Raw genomic sequence first — 22,441 nt, 5'->3', positions numbered from 1 at the left:
CGCGCTGGATACGAACTGCCTGGAGTTGATCGATGACTGCAACGCTGCCCGCCCTGGCTTTTGCCGGCATTGGCCTGATGGGCCTGCCGATGACCCGCCGCCTGCTCGCTGCCGGCTACCCGCTGACCCTGTGGAACCGCTCGCCGGACAAATGCGCGCCGCTGCTGGAGCTGGGGGCGCATCGGGTGGAGAACCCGGCGGAGCTGTGCCGCGATGCCAGCGTGGTGATGCTCTGCCTGGCCAATACCGAGGTGGTGCGCGAGGTGGTGTTCGGCCCCGGCGGGATAGTCGAGGGCGCGCGCCCGGGCCAGCTGCTGGTGGACTTCTCCAGCCTGGACCCGGCCGCCACGCGGGAGATGGCCGCCGAGCTGGAAGCGCGCAGCGGCATGCGTTGGGTCGACGCGCCGGTGTCCGGCGGCACGCCTGGCGCCGAGGCCGGTAGCCTGGCGATCATGGCCGGCGGTCGCGACGAGGACGTGGAGCGGGTGCGGCCGATCCTGGCGCACCTGGGCCAGCGCCTGACGCGCATGGGCGACGTCGGTGCCGGGCAGGTGACCAAGGTGTGCAACCAGATGATCGTGGCCTGCAACGCGCTGGTGATCGCCGAGGTGGTGGCGCTGGCCGAACGCTCCGGGGTCGATGCCAGCCAGATCGCGCCGGCCCTGGCGGGCGGTTTCGCCGATTCCAAGCCGCTGCAGATCCTGGCGCCGCAGATGGCGGCCAGCCAGTTCGAACCGATCAAGTGGCACGTGCGCACGCTGCTCAAGGATCTCGACACGGCGGTGAAGCTGTCGCGCGAGCAGGGCGGCGCCACGCCCATGAGCGGCCTGGCGGCGCAACTGATGCGCCTGCACGGCAGCCAGGGCTTTCTCGAGCGCGACCCGGCCACGCTGGTGGAGCTGCTGCGGGAGCAATGCCCATGAAGATCGCCGCCAACCTGTCCATGCTGTTCACCGAGTTGCCGCTGCGCGAGCGTGTGCTGGCGGCGATGCGTGAAGGGTTCGACGGCGTGGAAATCCAGTTCCCCTACGAACTGCCGGCCATCGCCCTGAAAGAGGTGCTGGCGCTCAGCGGCTTGCCGCTGCTGCTGATCAACGTTCCGGCAGGCGACCTGATGAGCGGCGGCCCGGGCCTGGCCGGCGTGCCTGCGCGCCAGGCCGAGTTCGACGCCGCCCTGCAGGAGGCGCTGAGCTACGCGGCCATGGTCCGCCCGGCGTGCGTCAACGTGCTGCCGGGGCGCCTGGCCGAGGGCGTGAGCCGCGAGCAGGCGCTGGACTGCCTGGCCGCCAACCTGCGCAAGAGTGCCGAGGCATTCGCCGTGCTGGGCATCCGGGTGCTGGTGGAGGCGATCAACCCCATCGACATGCCGGGCTTCCTGATCAACACGCCGGAGCACCTGGACGAGCTGCTGCGCGCGGTGGATCACCCCAATCTGGCGGCGCAGTACGACCTTTACCACATGGCCCGGCAGGGGCTGGACGTCGCCGCCGGCGTGCGCCTGCTGGCCGGGCGTATCGGCCATGTGCAGTTCGCCGATGTGCCGGGGCGGGGGGCGCCGGGTAGCGGGGAACTGGCCTTCCCGCCGTTGCTGAGCGCGCTGCGTGACAGCGGCTATGACGGCTGGCTGGGCGCCGAGTACAAGCCGGGAGAAGCGGGTACGCAGGCCAGCCTGGGTTGGTTGCCGGCGTTCAGGGCTTGAGGGCGAGGTGGCTGGATCGCGGCTGAAGCCGCTCCTACGACCCGCCCCGTAGCCCAGATGAAATCCGGGAATGTAGGGTGGACGTCGCTTTTCACGTCCACCGCAACGGTGGATCGGTGAAGCGTGATCCACCCTACGTTCGCTGGCGTGAGGTGTACGTTTCGCGGCTGAAGCCGCTCCTACGGGGGGCACAGCTGCTTGTGGGAGGCGCTGCAGCGGCGAGCGTTGGCCGATGCGAGGCCGGTATGAGCGGGTTGCAGGTGTTCAGGGCTTGAGGGCGAGGTGGCCGGATCGCGGCTGAAGCCGCTCCTACGGGTTTGCATGGCTGCTTGTGGGAGGCGCTTCAGCGGCGAGCGTTGGCCCTGGGCGTGAGGGCTCAGGAGCCGCTCGCTACCCGCTCCAGCGGCCGATAGTGCGGCGGGAACAGCGAGATGATCTCGGCCAGGGGCACCGGTTTGCTGAACAGGTAGCCCTGCACCTGATCGCAGCCGCGTTCCTGCAGGAAGGCCAGTTGTTCGACGGTTTCCACGCCTTCGGCGACCACCTTCAGGTGCAGGGCGTGGGCCATGGCGATGATGGCGTGGACTATCTCGCGGTCCGGACTGGAGTTGACCACGTCCTGGATGAACGAGCGATCGATCTTCAGCGTGTCCAGCGGCAGGCGGCGCAGGTAGGCAAGGGATGAATAGCCGGTGCCGAAGTCGTCGATGGACAGGCTCAAGCCCAGCGCCCGGATGCTTTCCAGCAGGCCGATGGCCCGGTTGATGTTGCTCAGCAGCGCGCTCTCGGTGACCTCCAGTTCCAGGCAATGGGCCGGGCAGTGAGTCGAACGCAGCAGCTGTTCGATGCGGCCAGGCAACTGGTCGGTGCCCAGGTTGAGTGCCGAGCAGTTGACCGCGATCTTCAGGCCGGAATACCCCATGTGCTCGAGGTTGTTGAGGTCCAGGCAGGCGCTGCGCAGCACCCAGTGGTCGAGCAGGTCGATGAAGCCATTGGCTTCGGCGATGGCGATGAAGCGGTCCGGCGTGAGCAGGCCGTGCTGCGGGTGGTGCCAGCGCACCAGCGCTTCCAGCTTGCTCAGCGCGCCACTGCGCAGGTCGATGATCGGCTGGTAGTAGAGCAGCAGGCCGCTGTCCTGCTGCAGGGCCAGGCGCAGGTCTTCCTCCAGTTGCAGCTCGAAGGAGGCCTTCTGCTTGAGGTGCGGGTTGAAGAAGTGCACCACGTTGCGGCCGCTGCCCTTGGACTGGTACAGCGCCAGGTCGGCATGCTTGAGCAGCTCGTCGGCATTGCTGCCGTCCTGCGGGAACAGGCTGATGCCGACGCTGGTGGTCATCACGATCTTGCGCCCGGCCAGGCTGATCGGCTCTTTCATCTGCTCCAGCATGCGATTGGCCAGGGCACGCGGGTCGGCATTGCTGTCGAGGCTGGCGACCACGCAGAACTCGTCGCCACCGAAGCGGGCGATGATGTCACGCTCGCGCAGCGCCAGGCGGATGCGCTGCGCGACCATGCGCAGCAGCTCGTCACCGGCATCGTGGCCGAGGCTGTCGTTGATGCGCTTGAAGTGATCGACGTCGAGGAACATCACCGCCAGGCTGCGGTTGGTCACCGCATGCTCCTCGAGGGCGGCGGCGAAGACCCGGTTGAAGCCTCGGCGGTTGAGCAGCTCGGTCAGGGGGTCGTAGTGCGCCACCTGTTCCAGCGAAGCCTTGGCCTGGTCGAGCTGCACCAGCAGGCTGTTCACCCGTTGCAGGTCGCGGTCCTTGTCATCCAGCTTGTGCCCGATCCACGCGGCCGCCAGGCTCAGGCCCAGGATCAGCAGGGTGATCGAGGCGACGATCAGCCCCAGCTGCAGGCTGTTGTCGGCACTGCGCAACTGCAGGGGCGTGCCATCCGGCACCACGAGGTTGAGCGCCGCCATGCCGGTGTAGTGCATGGCGGCGATGGCCGCGCCCATCACCAGGGCTGCACAGCAGCGCATCCAGCGCTGTTGTCTGGGCGAGCCGACACGCACGTAGCGGTCGATCAGCAGCGCCGCGAAGCTGGCGCTGATGGCGATGAGGATGGACAGGCTGAACAGGCCGCCATGGTAGTAGGCGTGCGCCGGCGAGCGGATGGCGGCCATGCCGCTGTAGTGCATGGCAGTGATGCCCAGGCCGATGATCAGGGCCGCCAGCAACTGCCGGCCCAGGCCGGCCTGCGCCATGCTCATGCAGTAGAGCGCGAGCAGGGCGGCGGCCAGCGCCACCAGCAGCGACAGTGCGGTGGTGGCCAGGTGGTAGTGGATGACCACCGGGGCCTGGAACGCCAGCATGCCGATGAAATGCATGGACCAGATGCCGCCCGCCAGGCACAGCCCGCCGACCAGGCCCCAGATCAGGCGCATGCTGCGCCTGTGAACCTGCTCCAGGTGCTTGGTGATGGTCAGCGTGCTGAGGCTGCCGATGGTGGCGATGACGTACGACAGCAGCACCAGCCAGGGGTCATGGCTGCAGTCCAGCAGGAGCTGCCCCTGAACGGGCAGGTCACTGAGGAACCTGATCGAGAGTCCTTCCATTACCACCCCCGCTTGCCTGCGGTATGCGTGCCCGGTTCAGTGAAGCACAGGCTCGCCGTTACGGCCTACTTGCCGTAGTCGTTGAGCGAGATCACCCGGGTCTTGCCGATGCGATGGCGGTAGATCTCGCGCAGGTACTTGATCGCCTGCTTGACGCTCTCGCGCGACAGGCGGATGTCGTTGATCGAGACGAACTTCTCGGCATCGTGGATCAGCTCGCGGTACTTCTTCTCGTACATCGGCTTGATCGCGTACCAGTTGGTGTCGAGGATCTTCGCCGGGTCCTCGTGTTCGTTGAGCATGGCGTCGAGCTGCGCCTCGTTGAAGCGCTCGGCGACGATGAAGTCGAGCATGGCGTCGTCCAGGCTGTCGTCGAAGCGGTACTGGTCGCGGGCGAAGCAGCGCTTGATGTAGGCGACGATCAGGGTCAGGAAATCGTCCGACAGGCAGGGGCTCTTGACGATCAGGGTGGTCAGCGAGAGGTTGGCCGAGGCGCCGATCACCAGCGCATAGCGCTTGAGCGTGGTGTTGGGGAAGAGGTTGTTGAGGTGGGTCTTGAGCCGGTTCAGGTCCATGTAGGACAGCTTGTAGTCCTTGGGCAGGGAGACGATGGACACCACCGACGAGCAGTTCTTGAAGAAGTGCAGGTCACTCAGTTGCGCCGCGTCGTAGCCGCTGGCCTTGTACTGCTCGAGGGCCTGGCGGTAGCGCTTGGATTCGATCGGCAGCAGGCTGATGCCCTCGATGGCCTGGGTGACCTTGTTGAAATGCGGCAGGTCGATGGAGCGGAAGAACAGGTCGTCGATGTTCAGCCGGGGTGGGTGCTGCTCCTTGTCCAGCACGCGGAATTTCTCCGATAGCTGGGCGTGCTGCTCGGGCACCACGGATTCTGCGTAGGCCACGGCCACCGGGCCTGCCAGGCTCATGAACAGGTCGTTGGCATCGAGGCGGATGGTCTCGCCGATGTCGATGCCGGCGCGGCGGAAGTAGTTCTGGTCGTAGTCGCTGGTCACCGCCTGGGCGGTGAGGATGTTGAAGATCTGCTGCGAGATGTACTGGTTGGCGTGGCGCTCCATGGCGGTCACGTCGATGTTGTGGATGCTGCCGTCACCGCTTTCCTCGGCGTAGCGCATGATGTCGTTGGAAATCAGCATCATGGCGTTCCACGGACGGATGCGGCGCATCACGCTCTCGGCGCTGTTCTGCTCGTTGTCGAAGTTGTAGGAGAAGTCCCACTCCTCGGCCAGGTACTTGCAGAGCAGGCGCCCGGCGTTGATGTGCAGGGCCTCGGACATCTCGCTGCGCTGGTCGGAGATGTTCGGCAGGATGCAGATGCCGCTGGTGAAGATCGGCTCGAAGACGAAGCCACGATCGCGCTCCGTCTCGGCGTCCTCCGGTGCCTTGCTGTCGAAGGTCTTGCTCATGTAGGCGAACTGCTGCGCCAGGCCGAACTCCGAGGCCATGCCGGAGCCGGTACCGCCGCCGGCGCTGAAGATATAGAAGTACAGCCGCGACTGGTTGGCCTTGATGCCGCAGGAGTCGATCAGGTAGCTGTGGATGAACTTCCAGTCTTCGTTGGAGAAACGCTGGGTGTCCTTGTTGAGGATGATCTTGGCCAGGTACTGGCCGAGGATCGGCGCGTTGCCGGCCCCACCGGCATGCACCTCGGACAGGTCCATGATCTTCATCTTGCTGTAGTCGTCGAGAAAGCCGCTCATCTCGCCCTTGCGCGAGAAACGGATGCGCCCGGCGATGTCCTTGTCCAGGTCGCCGAGCATCACCAGCGGCTCGATCAGGAACACCGGCTTGCTGCTCTTGCTCGGCGCGCGCAGCAGGTTGCTGCGAATCCAGCGGCTGGGACGGGAGGCCTGCTCGATGGCCGCCGTGGCTTCGCTGTGAAACTCCTCCAGGTAGAACTGGCGGGCGTTGTAGACCAGCGAGGCGACGTCCAGGGCGATGTTCGAGCCGCAGCGCCCCAGGCCGATCAGGCACACCGAGGGGAACTGCTGGATGCGACTCGACTCGCTGTCGTCCAGTGGCTCGCCCAAGGGGAACACCATGTTGCGCAGGCCATCGAGGTTGTCGAGGATGCGCTCGATGTCGCGTTCGGTGAAGTACAGGTACTGCTCGCCAGTGTCGCTTTGCACCGCCAGCGCGGATGGCGCCAGCAGGGTGTCGGCGAGATCGGCCAGGGTGGCTTCCTTGGCGGGGGCTACGGCGTCTTTTTTAGTTTTCATCAGCGACAGTCCGGCGAGTCAGTGGGATGTTGGCCATTGGCCATGAAATGACCAGTCCCATTGGTTCTAGCACGGAAAAAAACACTTTGCGTTGTTCGGCCGGATATTGGCGCTGGTTGGCCGTCGCCCCCATCGATCTGCATAAATCAAGCGAATGGTCGCAGACAAAGCCAGGCAAAGCCTCTAGATTGCGCATCACTCAGCGTTCGGTCGGTGCTGCCAAGGTAGGCGCCACCGCAGTAGGCCGCACGCGGACAACAACATGGAGACCTTGCCGTGCAGCCCAATCCGCAAGCCGCGAATGCCTGGCGCATTCTGTTCCTGCTCTTCCTGGCCAACCTGTTCAACTTCTTCGATCGCACCATTCCCGCCATCATCATCGAGCCGATCCGCCTGGAGTGGGGCCTGAGCGACCTGCAGCTCGGCCTGATCGGTACCGCCTTCACCATCGTCTACGCGCTGGCCGGCGTCCCGCTCGGACGCATGGCCGACACCGGCGCCCGGCGCAAGATCATGGGCTGGGGCCTGGCGGCCTGGAGCGGCCTGACGGCGCTCAACGGCATGGCCTGGAATTTCTGGAGCTTCCTGCTGATCCGCATGGGCGTCGGCATCGGCGAGGCCAGCTACGCCCCGGCGGCCAACTCGCTGATCGGCGATCTGTTCCCCGCGCACAAGCGCGCACGGGCCATGGGCATCTTCATGCTCGGCCTGCCACTGGGCCTGCTGCTGGCGTTCTTCAGCATCGGCGCGATGGTGCAGGCGTTCGGCAGCTGGCGGGCGCCGTTTCTCATCGCGGCGCTGCCGGGGCTGATTCTCGCGCTGTTCCTGTTCTTCATCCGCGAGCCGGCGCGGGGCGCTGCGGAAAGCATGCCGGTCAGCAGCGCCGCGGTGCAGCAACCGCTGCGCAAGGTGCTGGCGATCCGCACCTTCTGGTGGCTGGTGCTGGCGGGGCTGGCGTTCAATTTCGCCGCCTATGCCTGCAATGCCTTCATGGTGCCGATGCTGCAGCGCTATTTCGGCCTGGGCCTGCAGCAGGCGGCAATGGCCACCGGGGTGATCGTCGGGCTGACCGGGCTGGTCGGCCTGACACTGGGCGGCTGGGTGGCGGACAAGGTGCACCAGCGCTGGGCCAATGGCCGTCTGTTGTTCGCCGCGCTGAGCATGCTGGTGGCCTGCCTCTGCAGCGCGTGGGCGCTGACTGCGGGACGCATCGATACGGCGCTGTTCGTCGCGGTGTTCAGCCTCGGCTGGCTGTTTTCCTACAACTTCTACACCTGCGTCTACACGGCGATCCAGGATGTGATCGAGCCGCGTCTGCGTGCCACGGCCATGGCGCTGTTCTTCGCCGGCCTGTACCTGCTGGGCGGGGGGCTGGGGCCACTGGCGGTGGGCTGGCTGTCGGATCACTACGCGCAGGCGGCGATGCAGGCCGCTGGCGCCAGCGAGATGACCGAGGCCTTCAAGGCCGTCGGCCTGCATGATGCGATGTTGCTGATCCCGGTGGCGCTGCTGCTGACGCTGCTGGCATTGCTGCAGGCTGCGCGCTGCTTCCAGACGGACGCCGTGCGCATGCGCGAGGGCCTGGGCGGGGCGGTGCCGGCCTGAGGCAGAAGCTGCGCGCAGCGCACCCGGCAGACTGGCGCATCCGTGGATGCGCCATGCAGGGCTGTCGCCGGATGCCTCAGGGCACCAGGAGGATCTTGCCGTCCCGCTCGCCGCTGGCGGCTGCGGCCACGGCATCCTTGATGTGTTCAAGGTCGTAGGTCGCCGCGACACGGGTCTTCAGCTTGCCGCTGGCGATCAGCTGCACCAGTTCGCCGAACACCTTCATCTGCTGCGCCGGGCTGGCCTGCTGGAACCACTTGGCCAGCCAGAAGCCGCGCAACGTCACGTCACGGAACACGAACGAGGCCGGCGACACCTGGCAGGCCTGGCCGCTCATCATGCCGTAGTTCACCAGCACGCCACCGTTGGCCAGGACGGCAGCCAGGTTGTCGGTGCTGACGCCGCCGACCGCATCGATACCCAGGCGCACCTCGGCACCGCCGGTGGCCGCACGCACGCGCTTGGCCAGGTCCGGCCCGTCCACCAGCACCAGATCGGCGCCTTCGGCCTCCACGCCGGCGACCGCCGACTCGCGGCGCACCACGTTGATGGTCTTGAAGTCGCGCAGCTTGGCCAGCTGGATCAGGTAGCTGCCAACGCCGGAGTTGGCGGCGTTCTGGATGACCCAGTCACCCGGCTTGAGGTCGACGAACTCGCTGAGCAGCAGCGAGGCGGTCGGCGGGTTGACGGTGAGCATGGCCAGTTGCAGCGGATCGGCGTCCGGCAGGGGGATCAGCTTGTCCGCCGGGGCATTCATGGCGCTGACCCAGGTGCCGCTGCCGACCGGCAGGAGCACGGTCTGGCCAACCTTGAACTGGCTGACGCCGGCGCCGAGTGCCTCGACCTTGCCGACCCCTTCGTTGCCGCCGACAGCAGGCAGCGGCGGCAGCATGCCGTAGGCGCCGGTCAGCGTGAGCACGTCGGAGGGGTTGATCGGCGCCGCCAGCACCTTGACGCGCACCTGCCCGGCAGCAGGCTCCGGCAGTTGCAGGGCAACCGCGCTGATGACGTCTTGCGGCACCGGGCCGCGCTGTTGGTATTCGGCTTTGAGCATGGTCAGGGTCTCCAGAAGGCAGGCGCAGAAATGCGTGGAGCCAGTCTAGTCGCGATAGTGCACAACGGAGTGAATCGACCTGCATCCACTCTGGTGATGACTCCCGCGAGCCGTCTATGCTCAGCTGGACCGACAGCGGGGACCGTGATGTTCAGATGGTGGGTAGCAGCGGCACTGGCATGCCTGAGCCTGACGGCGCCGGCAGACGTGCTGCACGTTGGCTTCGGAACGCACAAGCCGCCTTACATCTACGAGGGCGAGCGGCGTGGACTGGAGTACGAGTTGATCGAGCGCGCGGCGCAGAACGCCGGCTTCGAGGTCACCGTCTACTATGCGCCGATGGAGCGCCTGCACCTGATGCTGCGCCGTGGCGAGATCGACGCGATCGCCACCACCCACCAGCGCAGTGGCGTGAAGGCCTACTATTCGCAGACCTACATCTATTACCACAACGTGGCGGTGGCCCTGGCCAGGCGCGGCTATCGCATCGAGCACATCGCCGACCTCGGCAACTACTCGGTCAGCGCCTTCCAGCGTGCGCGGCTGCTGCTGGGCCCCGAGTTCGAGCGCATGGCCCTGAACAACCCGCGCTACCGCGAGGAGGCCCTGCAGATCAACCGCAACCGCCTGCTCTACAGCGGCCGTGTGGACGTGGTGGTGGGCGACAAGCGCATCCTCCGCTACTTCAATCGCGAGGTGGCCGACCAGGTCGATGTGACGCAGGCGCTGTCCTGGTTCGAGATATTCCCACCCACGCCGTACCGGGTCGGCTTCCGCCTGGATCGACAGCGCCAGCGCTTCGACGAGGGCCTGCGCAAACTGCGCGAGTCCGGCGAATACCAGCGCATCGAGCAGCGCTACCTGGCGGACTGAAATCTGAGGAAACTGTTGCGCGGCTGCCGGCGGACAGGGGCTGTTGCACTATGACGCCTCGCTCGCCACCTGCATGGAGACGCCAGGATGCCGCTCAAGTCGCTCGCCACCTTCGCCTTGCTCGCCCTGTTCGGCAGCCAGCCCGGCCTTGCCGAGGAGCGCCAGCTGCCCTCAGAACTGGGGCCCGTGAATGTCGTTACCGTCGCCGAGGGCCTGCGCAATCCCTGGGCCGTCGCCGTGCTCCCGGATGGCCAGGGGTTCCTGGTCAGCGAGCGGCCGGGGATGCTGCGGCGAGTCAGCGCCACGGGGGAGCTGTCGCCGCCGCTGCGTGGGGTGCCCGGCGTGTTCGCCGTGGGCCAGGGCGGGCTGCTCGATGTGGTGCTGTCACCCGACTTCGCCGAGGATCGCCTCGTCTACCTGTCCTACGCCGAAGCCGGTGACGGTGCGGCGGGCACCGCGGTCGGGCGCGGACGGCTGTCCGCCGACAGCCGCGCGCTGGAGAACTTCACGGTGATCTTCCGCCAGCAGCCCAAGCTGTCCACTGGCATGCACTTCGGCTCGCGCCTGGTGTTCGACCAGCAGGGCCACCTGTTCATCGCCCTGGGCGACAACAACGACCGCCCCACTGCGCAGGCGCTGGACAAGCTGCAGGGCAAGCTGGTGCGCATCTACCCGGACGGACGCATCCCCGAGGACAACCCCTTCGTCGAGCGTGCCGGCGCCCGCGGCGAGATCTGGTCCTATGGCCATCGCAACCAGCAGGGGGCGGCGCTCAACCCCTGGAGCGGCCGCGTGTGGACCCACGAGCACGGCCCGCGCGGCGGCGACGAGATCAACATCCCCGAGGCCGGCAAGAACTATGGCTGGCCACTGGCGACGCATGGCATCAACTACTCGATGCTGCCGATTCCCGAGGCCCGGGGCAAAACCCTGGAAGGCACCGAACCACCCCTGCATGTCTGGGAGAAGTCGCCGGCCATCAGCGGCATGGCGTTCTATTCGGGCGAGCGCTTCGCGGCGTGGCAGCACAGCCTGTTCATTGGCGCGCTGTCCGGCCAGGCGCTGATTCGCCTGCATCTCGATGGCAACAGGGTCGTGCGCGAGGAGCGCTTGCTGGAGTCACTCAACGCACGGATACGCGACGTGCGGCAAGGGCCGGACGGCTATCTCTACGTGCTGACGGATGCGCCGCAGGGGCGTCTGCTGCGCCTGGGGCTGGCGAGCGAATAAGGCGGGGGAAGGGTGTCGGGTGCGCGAGGCGCACCCGCGAACGATCACTTCTTGCTGATGGTGATCTGGCGAGTGCCGCCGTAGGTCTGACCGCTTACACCCTTGGCGATCTGCTGGATCTCGCCACCGCCCTGCAGGAAGGCGGCAATCTGCGCCTCGATGGACTCGCGGGTTTCCACTGCTGGAGCCGGCTTGCTGACTTTGCTGGCGGACGACTTGACGCGAAGGGTGGCCATGACCTTGATCTCTTTTCGATGGGCGGCCGGCCATTATGCCTCAATCAGCCCCATTCTGCTGGGTTAATCGCCAATCAGTCACCTGTGCAAGGCCCTTGCAGGCCCCTGTTCACCGCCTTTAATGGCTTGTTTTCCAGCGACTTAGGCCACACGGTGACCGGCTGTCGAATGACTGCACGGCAGGCCCGGAGAGCCGCGAACTCGGGTAGAATGGCCGGCTGTTTTAGCGAGGTGGAACACGATGGCCGTAATCGGGCGGATGAATTCTCTACAGGTGGTCAAGCACACCGACTTCGGGCTGTACCTGGACGGTGGTGCGGATGGTGAAATCCTCCTGCCCAAGCGCTACATCCCCAAGGACACGCCGAGCGAAGTCGAGGACTGGCTCAACGTGTTCATCTACCTCGACAGCGAAGACAAGCTGATCGCCACCACCCTGAAGCCGAAGATCCAGCTCGGCCAGTTCGCCAGCCTCAAGGTGGTGGACATCAACCGGGTCGGCCTGTTCTTCGACTGGGGCCTGCCCAAGGACCTGCTGCTGCCGCACTCGGAAGAGAAGCGCCCGCTGCAGATCGGCGACTACTGCGTGATCTACCTCTATCTGGACAAGCGCACCCGCCGTCTCACCGCGACTGCGCGGCTGGACCGCCATCTGGACCAGGTGCCCGCCGACTATCAGGTGGGCCAGGAGGTCGACCTGCTGGTGGTCGAGCGCACCGACCTGGGCTTCAAGGCCATCATCGACGGCAAGCACTGGGGCCTGATCCACAAGAACGAACTGTTCAAGTTCATCCGCAGCGGCATGCGCGAGAAGGGCTACATCAAGGAACTGCGCGCCGACGGCAAGATCAGCCTGAGCCTGCAACCGATCGGCCGTGAGGCCGCCAGTGGCCTCGCCGAGCAGATCGTCGCGCGCCTGCGCGAGCAGGGCGGTGTGCTGGCGCTGGGCGACAAGAGCCCGCCCGAGCTGATCGCCGAGCAGTTTCGCGTCAGCAAGGGCAACTTCAAGAAGGCCATCGGCGGGCTCTACAAGCAGGGCCTGATCCGCATCCACGACGACCGTATCGAATTGCTCGACAATTGAGCGCGTGGCGACTTGAGCGCGGGCGCGGCAACTCGCATAATGCCGGCGTCTTGTAGCCGGTGTAGCTCAGTCGGTAGAGCAGCGCACTCGTAACGCGAAGGTCGTAGGTTCGATTCCTATCTCCGGCACCATTAAACAGTTTCATGCAGTGCCAAGCAGTGTCATGAATCCATCAAGAAGCCCGCCTAGTGCGGGCTTCTTGTTTTATGCGGTGCCATCCAGTCTCATCCAAGCGCTTGTCTTCTGAGTGCCTCTGCGAGTACCTTTAGATTGTTCAATAATCTATGGGTACTCGGCATGCCGTTGACGGCTCTGCAGGTGAAGAATGCTGCGCCACGCGAGAAGGACTATGGCCTTGCCGATGGCGGCGGTCTGTTCCTCTGGATACGTGCGGCAGGTGGCAAATCCTGGCGCTTCCGATTCCGCCTGGATGGCAAGCAGTCGCACATTTCCCTTGGCACTCTCGACAAGGTAACGCTCGCACAGGCAAGGCAGCTTGCTTTTGACGCTCGCCAGTTTGTTGCGCAGGGGCGGCATCCGGGGCTTGAAAGGAAGGTTGCGCGTGCCCAGGCGGCGATATCTCGCGCTAATACGTTCAAGAGCCTTGCGTTGGAGTGGCATCAGCATAAGTCGCCGCGCTGGTCTGCAGGCTATGCCGGTGATGTTATGGAGGCTTTCGAGTTGGATATTTTTCCCCAGGTGGGGAATTTGCCGCTAACCGACATCAAGCCTATGCACTGGTTACAGGTTTTCCGCCGCATCGAGGCGCGTGGAGCCCTGGAGAAGCTGCGCAAGGTTCGTCAACGCTGCCAAGAGGTTTACCGTTTCGCGATTGCCACGGGGCGCGCCGAGTACAACCCCATCGCAGATATTGGAGGTGCGCTGCAGACCCCAACCTCTCGACACTACCCCTTCCTCCCTATTGCTGAAATCCCGGAGCTGATCAACAGCATTCAGGCGTGTCCGGGGCACGACGTAGTGAAGATCGCTACTCGGCTGCTGATTCTGACAGGGGTTCGAACGGCGGAGTTGAGAGGGGCTCCTTGGTCTGAGTTTGACCTCGAGAATGGGCTCTGGCTGATCCCCGCTGCGCGCATGAAGATGCGCCGTGCTCATCTCGTACCGCTCTCCAAGCAGGCGCTCGCCGCATTGCGTGAACTGCAAAGCATCACTGGCGGCTACACGCTTGCGTTCCCTGGCCGTAACGATCCGGCTAAGCCAATGAGCGAAGCCGCTATCAATCAGTTGCTGAAGCGCTCCGGCTACGACGGGCGCGCCACTGGTCATGGCTTCCGTCACACGATGTCCACCACCCTGCACGAGCAGGGATATCCCAGCGAGTGGGTCGAGACTCAGTTAGCGCACGTGGACAAGAACAGCATTCGCGGCACCTATAACCATGCTCAGTACCTGGATGGGAGGCGAGAGATGATTCAGTGGTATGCCGATTATTTGGACTCTTTAGCCAGAAGCAGTATCGAATTCCACTCTCTTGCTGTAATGGAGAAGCGCGCATGAATACTGGTCTGGTTCGTCTCTCCCAATTTGTTCCCGAGCATGCTAGCCACCATGGAATTGGGTTGCAGGAGGCCGCGTATGATCTGCGAGAGCTGGTACAGGCGTTGTCTGATTATTATTTTGAATCCCACGGTGGGGAGCTACCTGAGCAGGTTTGCTGGGTAGGGGGGGCAACCTCTTCTCGTCGATCAGCCAAGAACCACATGATTGACTTCGAGAGTTTGCTCAATTACTTCGGTAGCTGGGACAATTCACCTACGGCGAGAAGCCCTCTCTTTGAGTGCTATTCCGAGTCAGAGCGAAATTACACTGCAAATCCTGCAAGCTGCGTTTATTTCTCTAAAACATCAATGGCTGAATGGATTTTGAATGCGGGCCATGAATGCCCAGGGTTCCTGCTCGAAGAGACAGCAGAAATACCTGAAAATGATGACTTAGAAGGTATCTTGGGCAAGGAACTGAGCTCTGTTCAGGCATTGACTCAAGGATTGGCAAAGTTAATCGAAGAGGTTGATCGCGCTCATGTCGACCCGATACCAAATCGAGCGACGTTATCAGAGAAAGAGGTAGCTGAAGCCCTCAAGCGAGCTGAGACAATAAAACGCCGTGCATCTGATCTCAGGACACCACGGCGCTCTAATTCAAACCCGTACTTTGCCCTGATACGTCTAGCCGAGGCCGCTGGGGTCGACTTGCCTAGAAGTCACAAGACGATCGAGAAGTACATGGAAGGGAAGGGCTGAAGTACCTAAGGTTTTAACCCACCACCGAGGCGTGTGGGAAATTGCCCCCCCCCACTAGTCACTTGTTTGCATTGCCACTGACCAGTCAATTGCATTCGAGTTGACCAAGCGTTTCATTGCAATTGCCCAGTTTTCCACAGCCGATCTGCAGAGCATCTGTACCTGGTACGCAACTCGGTTCGTTGCGATGACCGGCATAAGCCGACCCAAAGCGACCCTCCGTGAGAGCAGCCGTCAGCTTAAGGTTGATATGCTGGGCATTATTTGTGCGGATTCGATGCATTATAGCTTTGAGCCTGAGTGCACGGTTACTGATAAAGGCGAACCAGTACAAGCTAGGTAAGCTGCCATACTAAGGAGAACAATATGGCAAGAGTCACAGCAGCAACCTATAGTCCCGAAATGCAGGTCATAACACTAAAGCGGGAATTCCCTGCATTCTCTGACCCTGAAAATCTAGCCGGTTTCACGACCCCCGAGCAGGTTGCGATGTTTACCCATGAATGGGTTCATTACCTACATAATATCTCGACGCTGCTCGGACTAACTACCTTCTGCAACCTGACGATGATTTGGTCAAATTTTCGTTGGTCCTTCGGCCCAAGTGGGTGGAGTGAAAGCGAGATAGTGCTGGACGAAGTTACTGCCCAGGATATTGAACATCAATACCAGATCATGCAGACGCTACGCGGGAGGAGTATCAGTTCGCTGCCGACCAACGCAGAGCTGGGGCTTTCCTGCTTTACTGGAGCCGACTTGCAGCTAGTCGATACCAGCCATCCAATTGCCCTAAGTAAAATCAAGTGCAGCGTAAAGTACGGCAATCCGGCTGGAGTTGAATTTGAGGTATATGAGGCCACGATCGGAACCCACGAGATTTTGGAGTGTGCGGCCTTCTTGCTTGAGGAACGTGCCTTGATCGCCCTAGGAGCTTTGTCGCCGCCTCCCAGTCTTGACCCATATCTCCTTGTGATAGGGGTGGCACGCTATATCGCGCCAAGCCTCGACCGTGAGGAAGTGCTAATGGCGGCCCTTGCGTCACTTCAGCATCCCGACCCTCCCAGCGCGCTAAAGAAACTCCTTGAATCCGGAGAAAACGCCAGTAAACACGACCTCGACCCCAAGCAGGCAATCCGAGAGTTGGGTATGCGGATGCTTGATGAGTTTTGGGACTCAGCTGAGGAAACGCTTCAGCTGATCGAAGGGTTGTTCCCTCTTGATGAACCAATGGGGCAGGTTGTGAAGCTGACAGCTTCGCGCATGCGAGCCAATATGCTGCGTCGAAGAACCGAATTATTCTTCGAGCTAGATATTATCGAGCAACTCCGTAATGGTCCAGCCAGTCTTGAAGAAGCCATACGCACCTATGGCGCTCCAATTCTGATCCAAGAGCGCGATGGACATGATAGAGATGACGGAACAGATCGCGATTTCTGCCGAGATGTGATGTACGACTTCGCTAATCAGGATGCCTCCCTACAACCTATGTCCGACGGCTGGCGTCTAATGCATGCTGCATATAAATTTGTCGGCGCACACTTTAGTGGAGGGAGGTTGCGGAGCACGAAGAACGCAACCGCAAAATGCCCATTTTACGCGACGTGTGATAACAATTATCGGAAAGTCCATCCGCACCATTGCGGCAACCAACCTTGGTTAGCTGTCTTAGCAGACCCGCTGACCTGTGATTATGCTTTCGCTGTGCACATTACCCGGCCGCCGTCCAAGGAGTTGACCTAAGGTGCAATAGCTGCCCGCCTTGGGTCGACTGTTTGTCCGTCAAGGCTACCAGTGTGCTGGTCAAATCCAATGCAAATGACTGGTCAGGTCGAATGCAAATGGGTGGTCAAGTCCGTGCAATTACGCAGCGTGGCCTGAGATCAAGCACTTTGACCGCTAGGCGCAAGCAATCACCCATTTCATGAACGACTCGGGCGGCCTCGGCTTCGAGCATTGCTCGCAACCCCTGAATATCAAGCATCTCTGCGGTATCTGGGTGCTCCCATTTGCGATTACTAGCTACAGTGATGAGAAGGCAGCCAGATCGGCAGCTTTCAGCCGCCATGTATCTGGTAACGAGTTGATTTTTGATCGTGTCGCGTAGGACGCGACCTGACCAGTTTTCGCCGAGCTTGAGCTCGATGGTTCCTTGCTGGCCCGACAATGCGCGCAGCCGGATGTCTGTTTCCTTCTCGTCAGCGGTAACTGACTCTTGGTCGACCGTGTAGACCTCGTTGGAGGAGTTCTTCAGCTCGCGGGCGATTTCTCGGCGCATTATTTTTTCGTCTTTTATCAGGGCCCATGCATCACGAGGCGAGATATCCTGAAGAAGCAAGTCTTCTAGGTCGTCGAGTCGATCAACAAGCACCGCAAACATATCCTCTCGGGTTGTTGGCGGTGCCTCACCGTAGCGGTTGAGAATGGCCACTTCAGACTCTGTTAGAACGGCATTATCGTTTTCTTCAGCCGCCTTCTCTCGAGCAAGCAGAATGAGTCGGTCACGGAAGTGGATGAAGAGAGGATCTGCAGCCATTTCAAGTTTGACTGCCCAAGCCTCGGCGCCCTTGGTGTTGAGAAGCGCATTGAATAAAGCACTTCGCCCGCTCTGGGCGTGGTCGCGGAACCCTGGTGAGTAGACTCCCTCATGGGTGATGTCATCTGAGGGCCGGACATGTAGATAGGCTAGTCGGGATAAGCGTAGAAGTAGCGCAGGAGTGAAGCCAGAGCTTCCCAAGTCAATGCGTAGCTTGCTGTGACGGTCGCCGAACATGGTGCCGAATATGTTTACAGCGGCGCTAGTCGCTGCGGGCTCAATTGGTGCTAACAAGTAGTCGAGGGTATCGACTCCTTTTGCTGGATCAAGACGCATCAGAGTTGTCAGCCAAGCCTGAGTAAACAATCCAATTTCGGTCACCTGGAGGTGATCTTCAGCCATCTTGAGAATGTGCTTTCGGGCATCTTCATCGCCGGATTCAAGGAGGATGTCGATCACGCGTTCAATTCGCTCGAATGCGGCTACCTCGTCTTCAGCCTCGCGCAAGCTGCCTGAGTGGCCATCAAGCCAAGCGCGCAAGCGTGCCAGGAATACTTCTGTTACCGCTGTTGGCGCATAGCTAATATTTTGGAGGCAGATCGCAAGCGAGTGAGATGCTGCTATCTCGTTGAGCTCTGTGGTCAGCTCTAGCCCTAGTGTTTGTTCGACTGCGGCAGGATGCTCGCGAGCGAGTGCCTCAAGCCACGCGGGGAATCCGTTTGGCTCAAGTGGTGCGTACCGTGCCGCAAGCTCGGCTTCCTCTGAAGAGAGTTTGCGTGCCCAATCGATGTCCTCAGCTTCTGCATAGATTGCAGCTAGCCCAAGTTGCCAACGAACAAGGAATGTTCCCTTTTCATTAGCTGGTCTTTCATAGCGAAGCGTTGGACGATCATTGCGCCAGATTGTGAGCATGCTCGTACGTAGCCGGTCAGCTATTTCTTTGCTGAACGATTTCTCAATGAAAGGGCGATCCCATCCCGAGACGCGACTTTCGCTGCCAGAGCGCCGCATTACCTGCCATAGATCCCAGGCCGTGCCAGCTTCACTGTCGGGGCTGAAAGCTGTCTCGGGGTGTTCTGCGACTTCATGCCAGAATGCTCTCCAATCGGCATGCCTTCTAGCCTCAAGTTTTTCTCTGGCTTGACGGTCTCGCTCCATCTTCGCTTTAAGGCGGGTCGTTTCGGGATCAGATTCTTTCGGAGCGATGTCGCGATCAATCAAGGCGAGTAGTTCTGGTTGATCAGCGGCGTGTATCTTGAGGCGCTTTATATGGGGGCTCCAGTCGCCATCGCTGATTTCACGCAGCAAGGCATGAAGCATCATGGCTCGTTCTGAGAGCGGACGATCAGTGTCGGCAAGAGCACGCTGCATCCAGGCGCCATCTTTCATAACGTTGAGATTTAGCGGACCACGGTAGAATGTTCGGCACAATCTCGACCAAGGATCAGTCTCTGAATGCAGGCTTTCCACAAATGTGTCGTCGGTCCAGAAGATTTTCTCGCGTAGTGGCGTCGGCAGCTCGCTAAACGCCGCGCGTAGCTTTTGCATAGGTTCTTTGTGGTCGTAATCATCGCATCCGAGGCGCAGTGCGATCACCGAAGAGCGCAATGTTTCGATTTCTGCTTTGCCGTTATGAATGAGCCTGTGGCAGACAGCAGCCAACATTGGGATTAGGTGTGAACGGTTGCTCACGAGATGAGGCCATTTGCTGCCCCAGACGAGCCCTTCAGTAATCAAATCTGTCAGGCCCGTGCACAGTGCCTCCAGATAACCTGTCGTGAACTCTAGCTCGCCAATGCTATGCGGTAACATCCACCTAAGTTGATCCACCGTATTTTCCGTCTCCTGAACGCGTCCCACTATTCTGCAGAACGACTCAGGTGTTATGTGCTGTGGGAACATTTGAACGACCGCGCTCCGCACAAGACCATCTGGCCAGCGTTCCGGCACGTCTGTTATCGACCTGGTAAGCGCTTCAACTCTTGGATCGTCTAGGTGTAGCAGTGCAATGGTCGCGTCGAGACGCTCGCTGTGCGTTGCTGTCATGTCGTTCGCGACGTCATAAGCAATATCAGCACATGTGGGCATCGGTCCGGCACCGATTAGTTGGAGCAGTAGCTCACGAATTTCTTGATTCTCGATCCCTGCCCGCCACAGGCTCTGTACGACGGGGGCCAAATCAGGAGTGGCGAAACGATGTACCTGCACGCGTGGAGCTCGTAATCCACGCCACCCACCTTGACCGTGGTGTTGTACATAGCACCGTAATGCGTCGATTTTTTGCGGGAGTGGTAGCGACTCCGGGTCAGCATGGTTTAACAACACCTGGGGTTCGCGTATGCATAGCTCAGAAAAGATGCTCGGTTGCAATGTGGCCAGCCAGGCCGCAACCGGACGCATTGTCGGTCGGACGACTTTAATGTTCTGCGAGGATTCGGCAAACAGCAGTCGCTTCACTGCTTTGATAGGCATGCCTTGTCCTAGGAGCTCTCTAAGACGCTGCGCCGCAAGAAATTCGACCACAGATCGATGATGGAACCGAACCCGGCCGTAGCTTGCGAATCCGAACAGGGCGCGCTCAAGCAGAGTCTTTAGCTCCTCTGTCGTCCAGTCATGTAATACCAACGAGGGGTCGAGGGAAGTACCAGGTTCCCCTCCTTGGTTCGCCTCCGCACCGAGCTGAATAGTTAGCTTGCGGGTCAGTAGTACGGCAAGCGCCAGTCTACTTGCTCCCTCGAACGCCTTATCGGGTGATAACTGCGCCGACTCCTGCCGGTCGGTGCGGGGTTTTAGTTTGACGCCGATATTGTGCGCCACCTGCTCGCTGTGAAGGCGGACTCGGTGGTGTTCCCGCCAGTCTGCGCAAAGCTCCACCAGATCTTGTGGCCGACGTGCGAAATCCTCGGCGTTGCGTGCGCGGATGTCAGTAAGCAGTGCGCCGGCATCCTCGACACCCTGGATTACCGCCATCTCTCGGATTTGATCGTCTGAAAGAGGCATCAAGGCGACGTTACGCCATATAGGAGCGATTGCTTCCTTTTCCCGGGCAGTCTTCCTGTACTCTTTGCCCATTGCGATGTCAGCAAATACTTTGCCGCTCGCTGTCAGCTCAATCGGATCGGGTACAGGGAAATACTTCTGGATCAGTTGCTGATCGATAGCTATCGGACGTGTCGTGATAACGATCCGAACCCTGCCAAGCTGGCCGGTAATAGCCTTGCTCAGGCGCTTGAGCGCTATCTCAAAGGAGCCAAGGGTTAGTTTGAGCTCATCAATTGAGTCGAGAAAAAAAGTAGCAACACCAGACTGTGCGGTCAGCCATGCGTCAAACCTTGCCTCCTCGTCTACTAGCAATAAATCTCGCAGGTTATTTACCGCGAGCTGCGCCAGTTCTAGATAGAACGCAGGATCGCCTCGGGACCACAGTGTTTGCTGTTGGGTGCGGCATTCATAGGTCTTGCCGGCACCTGCTTCCGAAATGATAAGGATACGTTGCGACTCAAGTAGCTTGTCCCAGCCGATTGCGCCTGACCACCTCATCCGTGCAAGCACCGATGCTTGCTCAATATCCGCATATCCCTCTTGGGAAATGTCACCGAAGGTGCGCTGAATGCGAGGCTTTGCTTTGCTTGATGCGGTCATCGGTAACGTGTCTATAGGCGTGTTTTTCGATTTTTTGGCATTTGCTTTCGATGTTTGCAATTGCCAGGACAGTCTGCCTGACGTGCCATTAAATCCATAGCCATCCAATCCGGTTCCAGGGAGATCCGACTAGATGGCTACACAAGCTATTTCACCAGCACTGCTCCGCCTTCCAAGTGTCTGCGCCCTAGTGGGCCTTAGTAAGTCACAGGTATACCGGCTTATTAAGGCGGGCGAGTTTCCTGCTGCCATCCAGCTCGGCGCTAACTCTGTGGCATGGCCGGCTGAACGCGTTCATGCATGGGTTGCAGATAAAATCAACGCCTCCGTGCAGTAATCGCCATGCCGATTCCTGCGCGACAGCGTGCTTTGCTGGAAGCGCGATGTAAGAGTGCAAGCGCGCAGCTCGGATTAGAGCTGTCTCCGGATTCATGGGCATCGAACCGTTTGCCTCAGTGGTCGGACTCTGTGCGGCGTGTGCCGAATATAGCCTTGCGCTCAGCACTTTTTGGCGCAATTAGCAAAGGTCGCCGCCCGTATCTTGAGCGTTCGGAGATTCATGCGCAGGGTGGAAACAGCGTTATTTATACCGGTGTCATGCTTGATCAGGGGGATCTCGACGTATGGGTGACCGTACTGCACATGGCTAGAGCTCAGGCGTTGGGCGCTGAGTGTAGGGTGACGGCTTATCGACTCCTGAAGGTGCTTGGCAGAACCGATACAGGCAAGAACCGCCAGATACTAGATAGACATCTGAGCAGACTAAAGGCGACCGCTTTGCAGCTGCGATTTGGCGAGCATTCATATGAGGGGAGCTTGCTCCAAGAGGTATATCGTGAGCACTGCGAGGATAGAACCCGGAGCTATGTCATTCGACTGAACCCAAAGCTGCAGACGCTATTTGTTGGTGATCAGTTCACGGAAGTGGATTGGTCTGTTCGTCAAGCGCTGCATGGAAAGCCGCTCGCGCAGTGGCTACATGGCTTCTATGCCAGCCATGCTGCCCCTTTCCCATTGAAAATTGAGACGCTGCATCGGCTATGCGGGAGCCGAGCCAGCTCTCTGTCAGATTATAAAAAGGATTTGCGCCGTGCCTTCGACTCTCTGTCAGGTGTGAGCGCTGCAAAGGGGCAGTCCTTTAGCTACGAGACTCAGGGGGCTCTGGTGCGGGTCAAAACTACCCCAAGCTGTTCTCAGCGGCGACATCTAGCCAGGATGCGCGAGGCACTTATCTAACTAGGCGGCCGCATTGCATGTATCGTAGTAGCATGATCAGTCTATTTGCGTGAACCTCAACGCAAGCCTCCTCGCTTCCACTCTTCATGGTGGCATTGTAAGATCAAGCCTGAAGGGGCAGGTTTCTCCTCTCGCGTGAGCGAGGGCGGTTCTGATAAATAACAGTTTCGGCTGTTGGGCTCACGCCCGCTGAT

At 60.9% G+C, this 22,441-nt stretch carries 16 protein-coding genes and 1 tRNA gene; 12 read left to right on the top strand and 5 right to left on the bottom strand.

The genetic code is table 11. The features are described from left to right. Positions 1–32: 32 nt before the first annotated feature. Both FIV02_RS17445 and FIV02_RS17440 read left to right on the top strand, forming a co-directional pair. A complete protein-coding gene (locus FIV02_RS17445; protein WP_047586187.1) occupies positions 33–923 on the top strand; it encodes an NAD(P)-dependent oxidoreductase in 891 nt (296 codons plus the stop codon). Then, positions 920–1,699, top strand: a complete 780-nt coding sequence (locus FIV02_RS17440; protein ID WP_152489338.1) for a hydroxypyruvate isomerase family protein — start codon at positions 920–922, stop codon at positions 1,697–1,699. The genes FIV02_RS17445 and FIV02_RS17440 overlap by 4 nt, the downstream gene beginning before the upstream one ends. Positions 1,700–2,075: 376 nt before the next feature. Here the strand turns inward: FIV02_RS17440 and FIV02_RS17435 are convergent, their stop codons facing one another. Together FIV02_RS17435 and FIV02_RS17430 are read right to left on the bottom strand one after the other, a co-directional pair. Next, the gene (locus FIV02_RS17435; protein ID WP_150605984.1) at positions 2,076–4,256 is read right to left on the bottom strand and encodes a bifunctional diguanylate cyclase/phosphodiesterase; all 2,181 of its coding nucleotides are present in this window, start codon (positions 4,254–4,256) and stop codon (positions 2,076–2,078) included. 65 nt (positions 4,257–4,321) lie between these two features. After that, on the bottom strand, positions 4,322–6,493 hold the full coding sequence (locus tag FIV02_RS17430; protein WP_134677130.1) for a hypothetical protein: 2,172 nt from the start codon (positions 6,491–6,493) through the stop codon (positions 4,322–4,324). A gap of 276 nt (positions 6,494–6,769) precedes the next feature. Between FIV02_RS17430 and FIV02_RS17425 the strand changes: the two genes are divergently transcribed. Continuing rightward, a complete protein-coding gene (locus tag FIV02_RS17425) occupies positions 6,770–8,098 on the top strand; it encodes an MFS transporter (protein ID WP_152489337.1) in 1,329 nt (442 codons plus the stop codon). Positions 8,099–8,174: 76 nt separating this feature from the next. On the opposite strand, the gene FIV02_RS17420 is transcribed toward FIV02_RS17425, so the two are convergent. Further along, positions 8,175–9,152, bottom strand: a complete 978-nt coding sequence (locus FIV02_RS17420; protein ID WP_152489336.1) for a zinc-dependent alcohol dehydrogenase family protein — start codon at positions 9,150–9,152, stop codon at positions 8,175–8,177. 147 nt (positions 9,153–9,299) lie between these two features. Here FIV02_RS17420 and FIV02_RS17415 point away from each other — a divergent pair, with 147 nt between their 5' ends. Further along, positions 9,300–10,025 (top strand): ABC transporter substrate-binding protein, encoded by a 726-nt coding sequence (locus tag FIV02_RS17415; RefSeq protein ID WP_152489335.1) that lies wholly within the window; start codon positions 9,300–9,302, stop codon positions 10,023–10,025. Between the two features lie 87 nt (positions 10,026–10,112). After that, a complete protein-coding gene (locus FIV02_RS17410; protein WP_152489334.1) occupies positions 10,113–11,255 on the top strand; it encodes a PQQ-dependent sugar dehydrogenase in 1,143 nt (380 codons plus the stop codon). Between the two features lie 44 nt (positions 11,256–11,299). On the opposite strand, the gene FIV02_RS17405 is transcribed toward FIV02_RS17410, so the two are convergent. Beyond that, on the bottom strand, positions 11,300–11,491 hold the full coding sequence (locus FIV02_RS17405) for a hypothetical protein (RefSeq protein WP_013716575.1): 192 nt from the start codon (positions 11,489–11,491) through the stop codon (positions 11,300–11,302). Between the two features lie 241 nt (positions 11,492–11,732). Here FIV02_RS17405 and FIV02_RS17400 point away from each other — a divergent pair, with 241 nt between their 5' ends. From FIV02_RS17400 to FIV02_RS17380, 5 genes are all read left to right on the top strand, one after another. After that, entirely contained in the window at positions 11,733–12,575 is an 843-nt protein-coding gene (locus FIV02_RS17400; protein ID WP_037056125.1) for a S1 RNA-binding domain-containing protein, read from the top strand. Positions 12,576–12,630: 55 nt separating this feature from the next. Further along, positions 12,631–12,706: transfer RNA gene (locus tag FIV02_RS17395), tRNA-Thr, on the top strand. Positions 12,707–12,872: 166 nt separating this feature from the next. Next, a complete protein-coding gene (locus FIV02_RS17390) occupies positions 12,873–14,093 on the top strand; it encodes a tyrosine-type recombinase/integrase (RefSeq protein WP_152489333.1) in 1,221 nt (406 codons plus the stop codon). Further along, a complete protein-coding gene (locus FIV02_RS17385) occupies positions 14,090–14,836 on the top strand; it encodes a hypothetical protein (RefSeq protein ID WP_152489332.1) in 747 nt (248 codons plus the stop codon). The genes FIV02_RS17390 and FIV02_RS17385 overlap by 4 nt, the downstream gene beginning before the upstream one ends. A gap of 366 nt (positions 14,837–15,202) precedes the next feature. After that, positions 15,203–16,576, top strand: a complete 1,374-nt coding sequence (locus tag FIV02_RS17380) for a hypothetical protein (protein ID WP_152489331.1) — start codon at positions 15,203–15,205, stop codon at positions 16,574–16,576. 106 nt (positions 16,577–16,682) lie between these two features. On the opposite strand, the gene FIV02_RS17375 is transcribed toward FIV02_RS17380, so the two are convergent. Continuing rightward, entirely contained in the window at positions 16,683–21,119 is a 4,437-nt protein-coding gene (locus FIV02_RS17375; RefSeq protein WP_152489330.1) for an ATP-binding protein, read from the bottom strand. 25 nt (positions 21,120–21,144) lie between these two features. On the opposite strand from FIV02_RS17375, the gene FIV02_RS17370 reads away from it, so the two are divergent. Next, positions 21,145–21,348 carry an AlpA family transcriptional regulator gene (locus FIV02_RS17370; RefSeq protein ID WP_152489329.1) on the top strand — a complete coding sequence of 68 codons (204 nt, stop codon included), beginning with the start codon at positions 21,145–21,147 and terminating at the stop codon, positions 21,346–21,348. A 5-nt stretch (positions 21,349–21,353) separates the two neighbouring features. Next, a complete protein-coding gene (gene trfA / locus FIV02_RS17365; RefSeq protein WP_152489328.1) occupies positions 21,354–22,247 on the top strand; it encodes a plasmid replication initiator TrfA in 894 nt (297 codons plus the stop codon). Positions 22,248–22,441: the final 194 nt, after the last annotated feature.

Source organism: Pseudomonas sp. THAF187a, from assembly GCF_009363395.1.
In the GTDB taxonomy this organism is placed as follows: domain Bacteria; phylum Pseudomonadota; class Gammaproteobacteria; order Pseudomonadales; family Pseudomonadaceae; genus Aquipseudomonas; species Aquipseudomonas khazarica.
The sequence above is the reverse complement of the archived record's forward strand: the minus strand, read 5'-3'. Positions and strand labels throughout refer to the sequence as shown.

What these genes read in the sequence shown, in the direction of transcription:
- FIV02_RS17410 (WP_152489334.1), top strand. Translation starts at nt 10,113, where the DNA reads ATGCCGCTCAAGTCGCTCGCCACCTTCGCCTTGCTCGCCCTGTTCGGC.
- FIV02_RS17415 (WP_152489335.1), top strand. Translation starts at nt 9,300, where the DNA reads ATGTTCAGATGGTGGGTAGCAGCGGCACTGGCATGCCTGAGCCTGACG.
- FIV02_RS17400 (WP_037056125.1), top strand. Translation starts at nt 11,733, where the DNA reads ATGGCCGTAATCGGGCGGATGAATTCTCTACAGGTGGTCAAGCACACC.
- FIV02_RS17405 (WP_013716575.1), bottom strand. Translation starts at nt 11,491, where the DNA reads ATGGCCACCCTTCGCGTCAAGTCGTCCGCCAGCAAAGTCAGCAAGCCG.
- FIV02_RS17380 (WP_152489331.1), top strand. Translation starts at nt 15,203, where the DNA reads ATGGCAAGAGTCACAGCAGCAACCTATAGTCCCGAAATGCAGGTCATA.
- FIV02_RS17435 (WP_150605984.1), bottom strand. Translation starts at nt 4,256, where the DNA reads ATGGAAGGACTCTCGATCAGGTTCCTCAGTGACCTGCCCGTTCAGGGG.
- FIV02_RS17370 (WP_152489329.1), top strand. Translation starts at nt 21,145, where the DNA reads ATGGCTACACAAGCTATTTCACCAGCACTGCTCCGCCTTCCAAGTGTC.
- trfA (WP_152489328.1), top strand. Translation starts at nt 21,354, where the DNA reads ATGCCGATTCCTGCGCGACAGCGTGCTTTGCTGGAAGCGCGATGTAAG.
- FIV02_RS17440 (WP_152489338.1), top strand. Translation starts at nt 920, where the DNA reads ATGAAGATCGCCGCCAACCTGTCCATGCTGTTCACCGAGTTGCCGCTG.
- FIV02_RS17420 (WP_152489336.1), bottom strand. Translation starts at nt 9,152, where the DNA reads ATGCTCAAAGCCGAATACCAACAGCGCGGCCCGGTGCCGCAAGACGTC.
- FIV02_RS17385 (WP_152489332.1), top strand. Translation starts at nt 14,090, where the DNA reads ATGAATACTGGTCTGGTTCGTCTCTCCCAATTTGTTCCCGAGCATGCT.
- FIV02_RS17430 (WP_134677130.1), bottom strand. Translation starts at nt 6,493, where the DNA reads ATGAAAACTAAAAAAGACGCCGTAGCCCCCGCCAAGGAAGCCACCCTG.
- FIV02_RS17445 (WP_047586187.1), top strand. Translation starts at nt 33, where the DNA reads ATGACTGCAACGCTGCCCGCCCTGGCTTTTGCCGGCATTGGCCTGATG.
- FIV02_RS17390 (WP_152489333.1), top strand. Translation starts at nt 12,873, where the DNA reads ATGCCGTTGACGGCTCTGCAGGTGAAGAATGCTGCGCCACGCGAGAAG.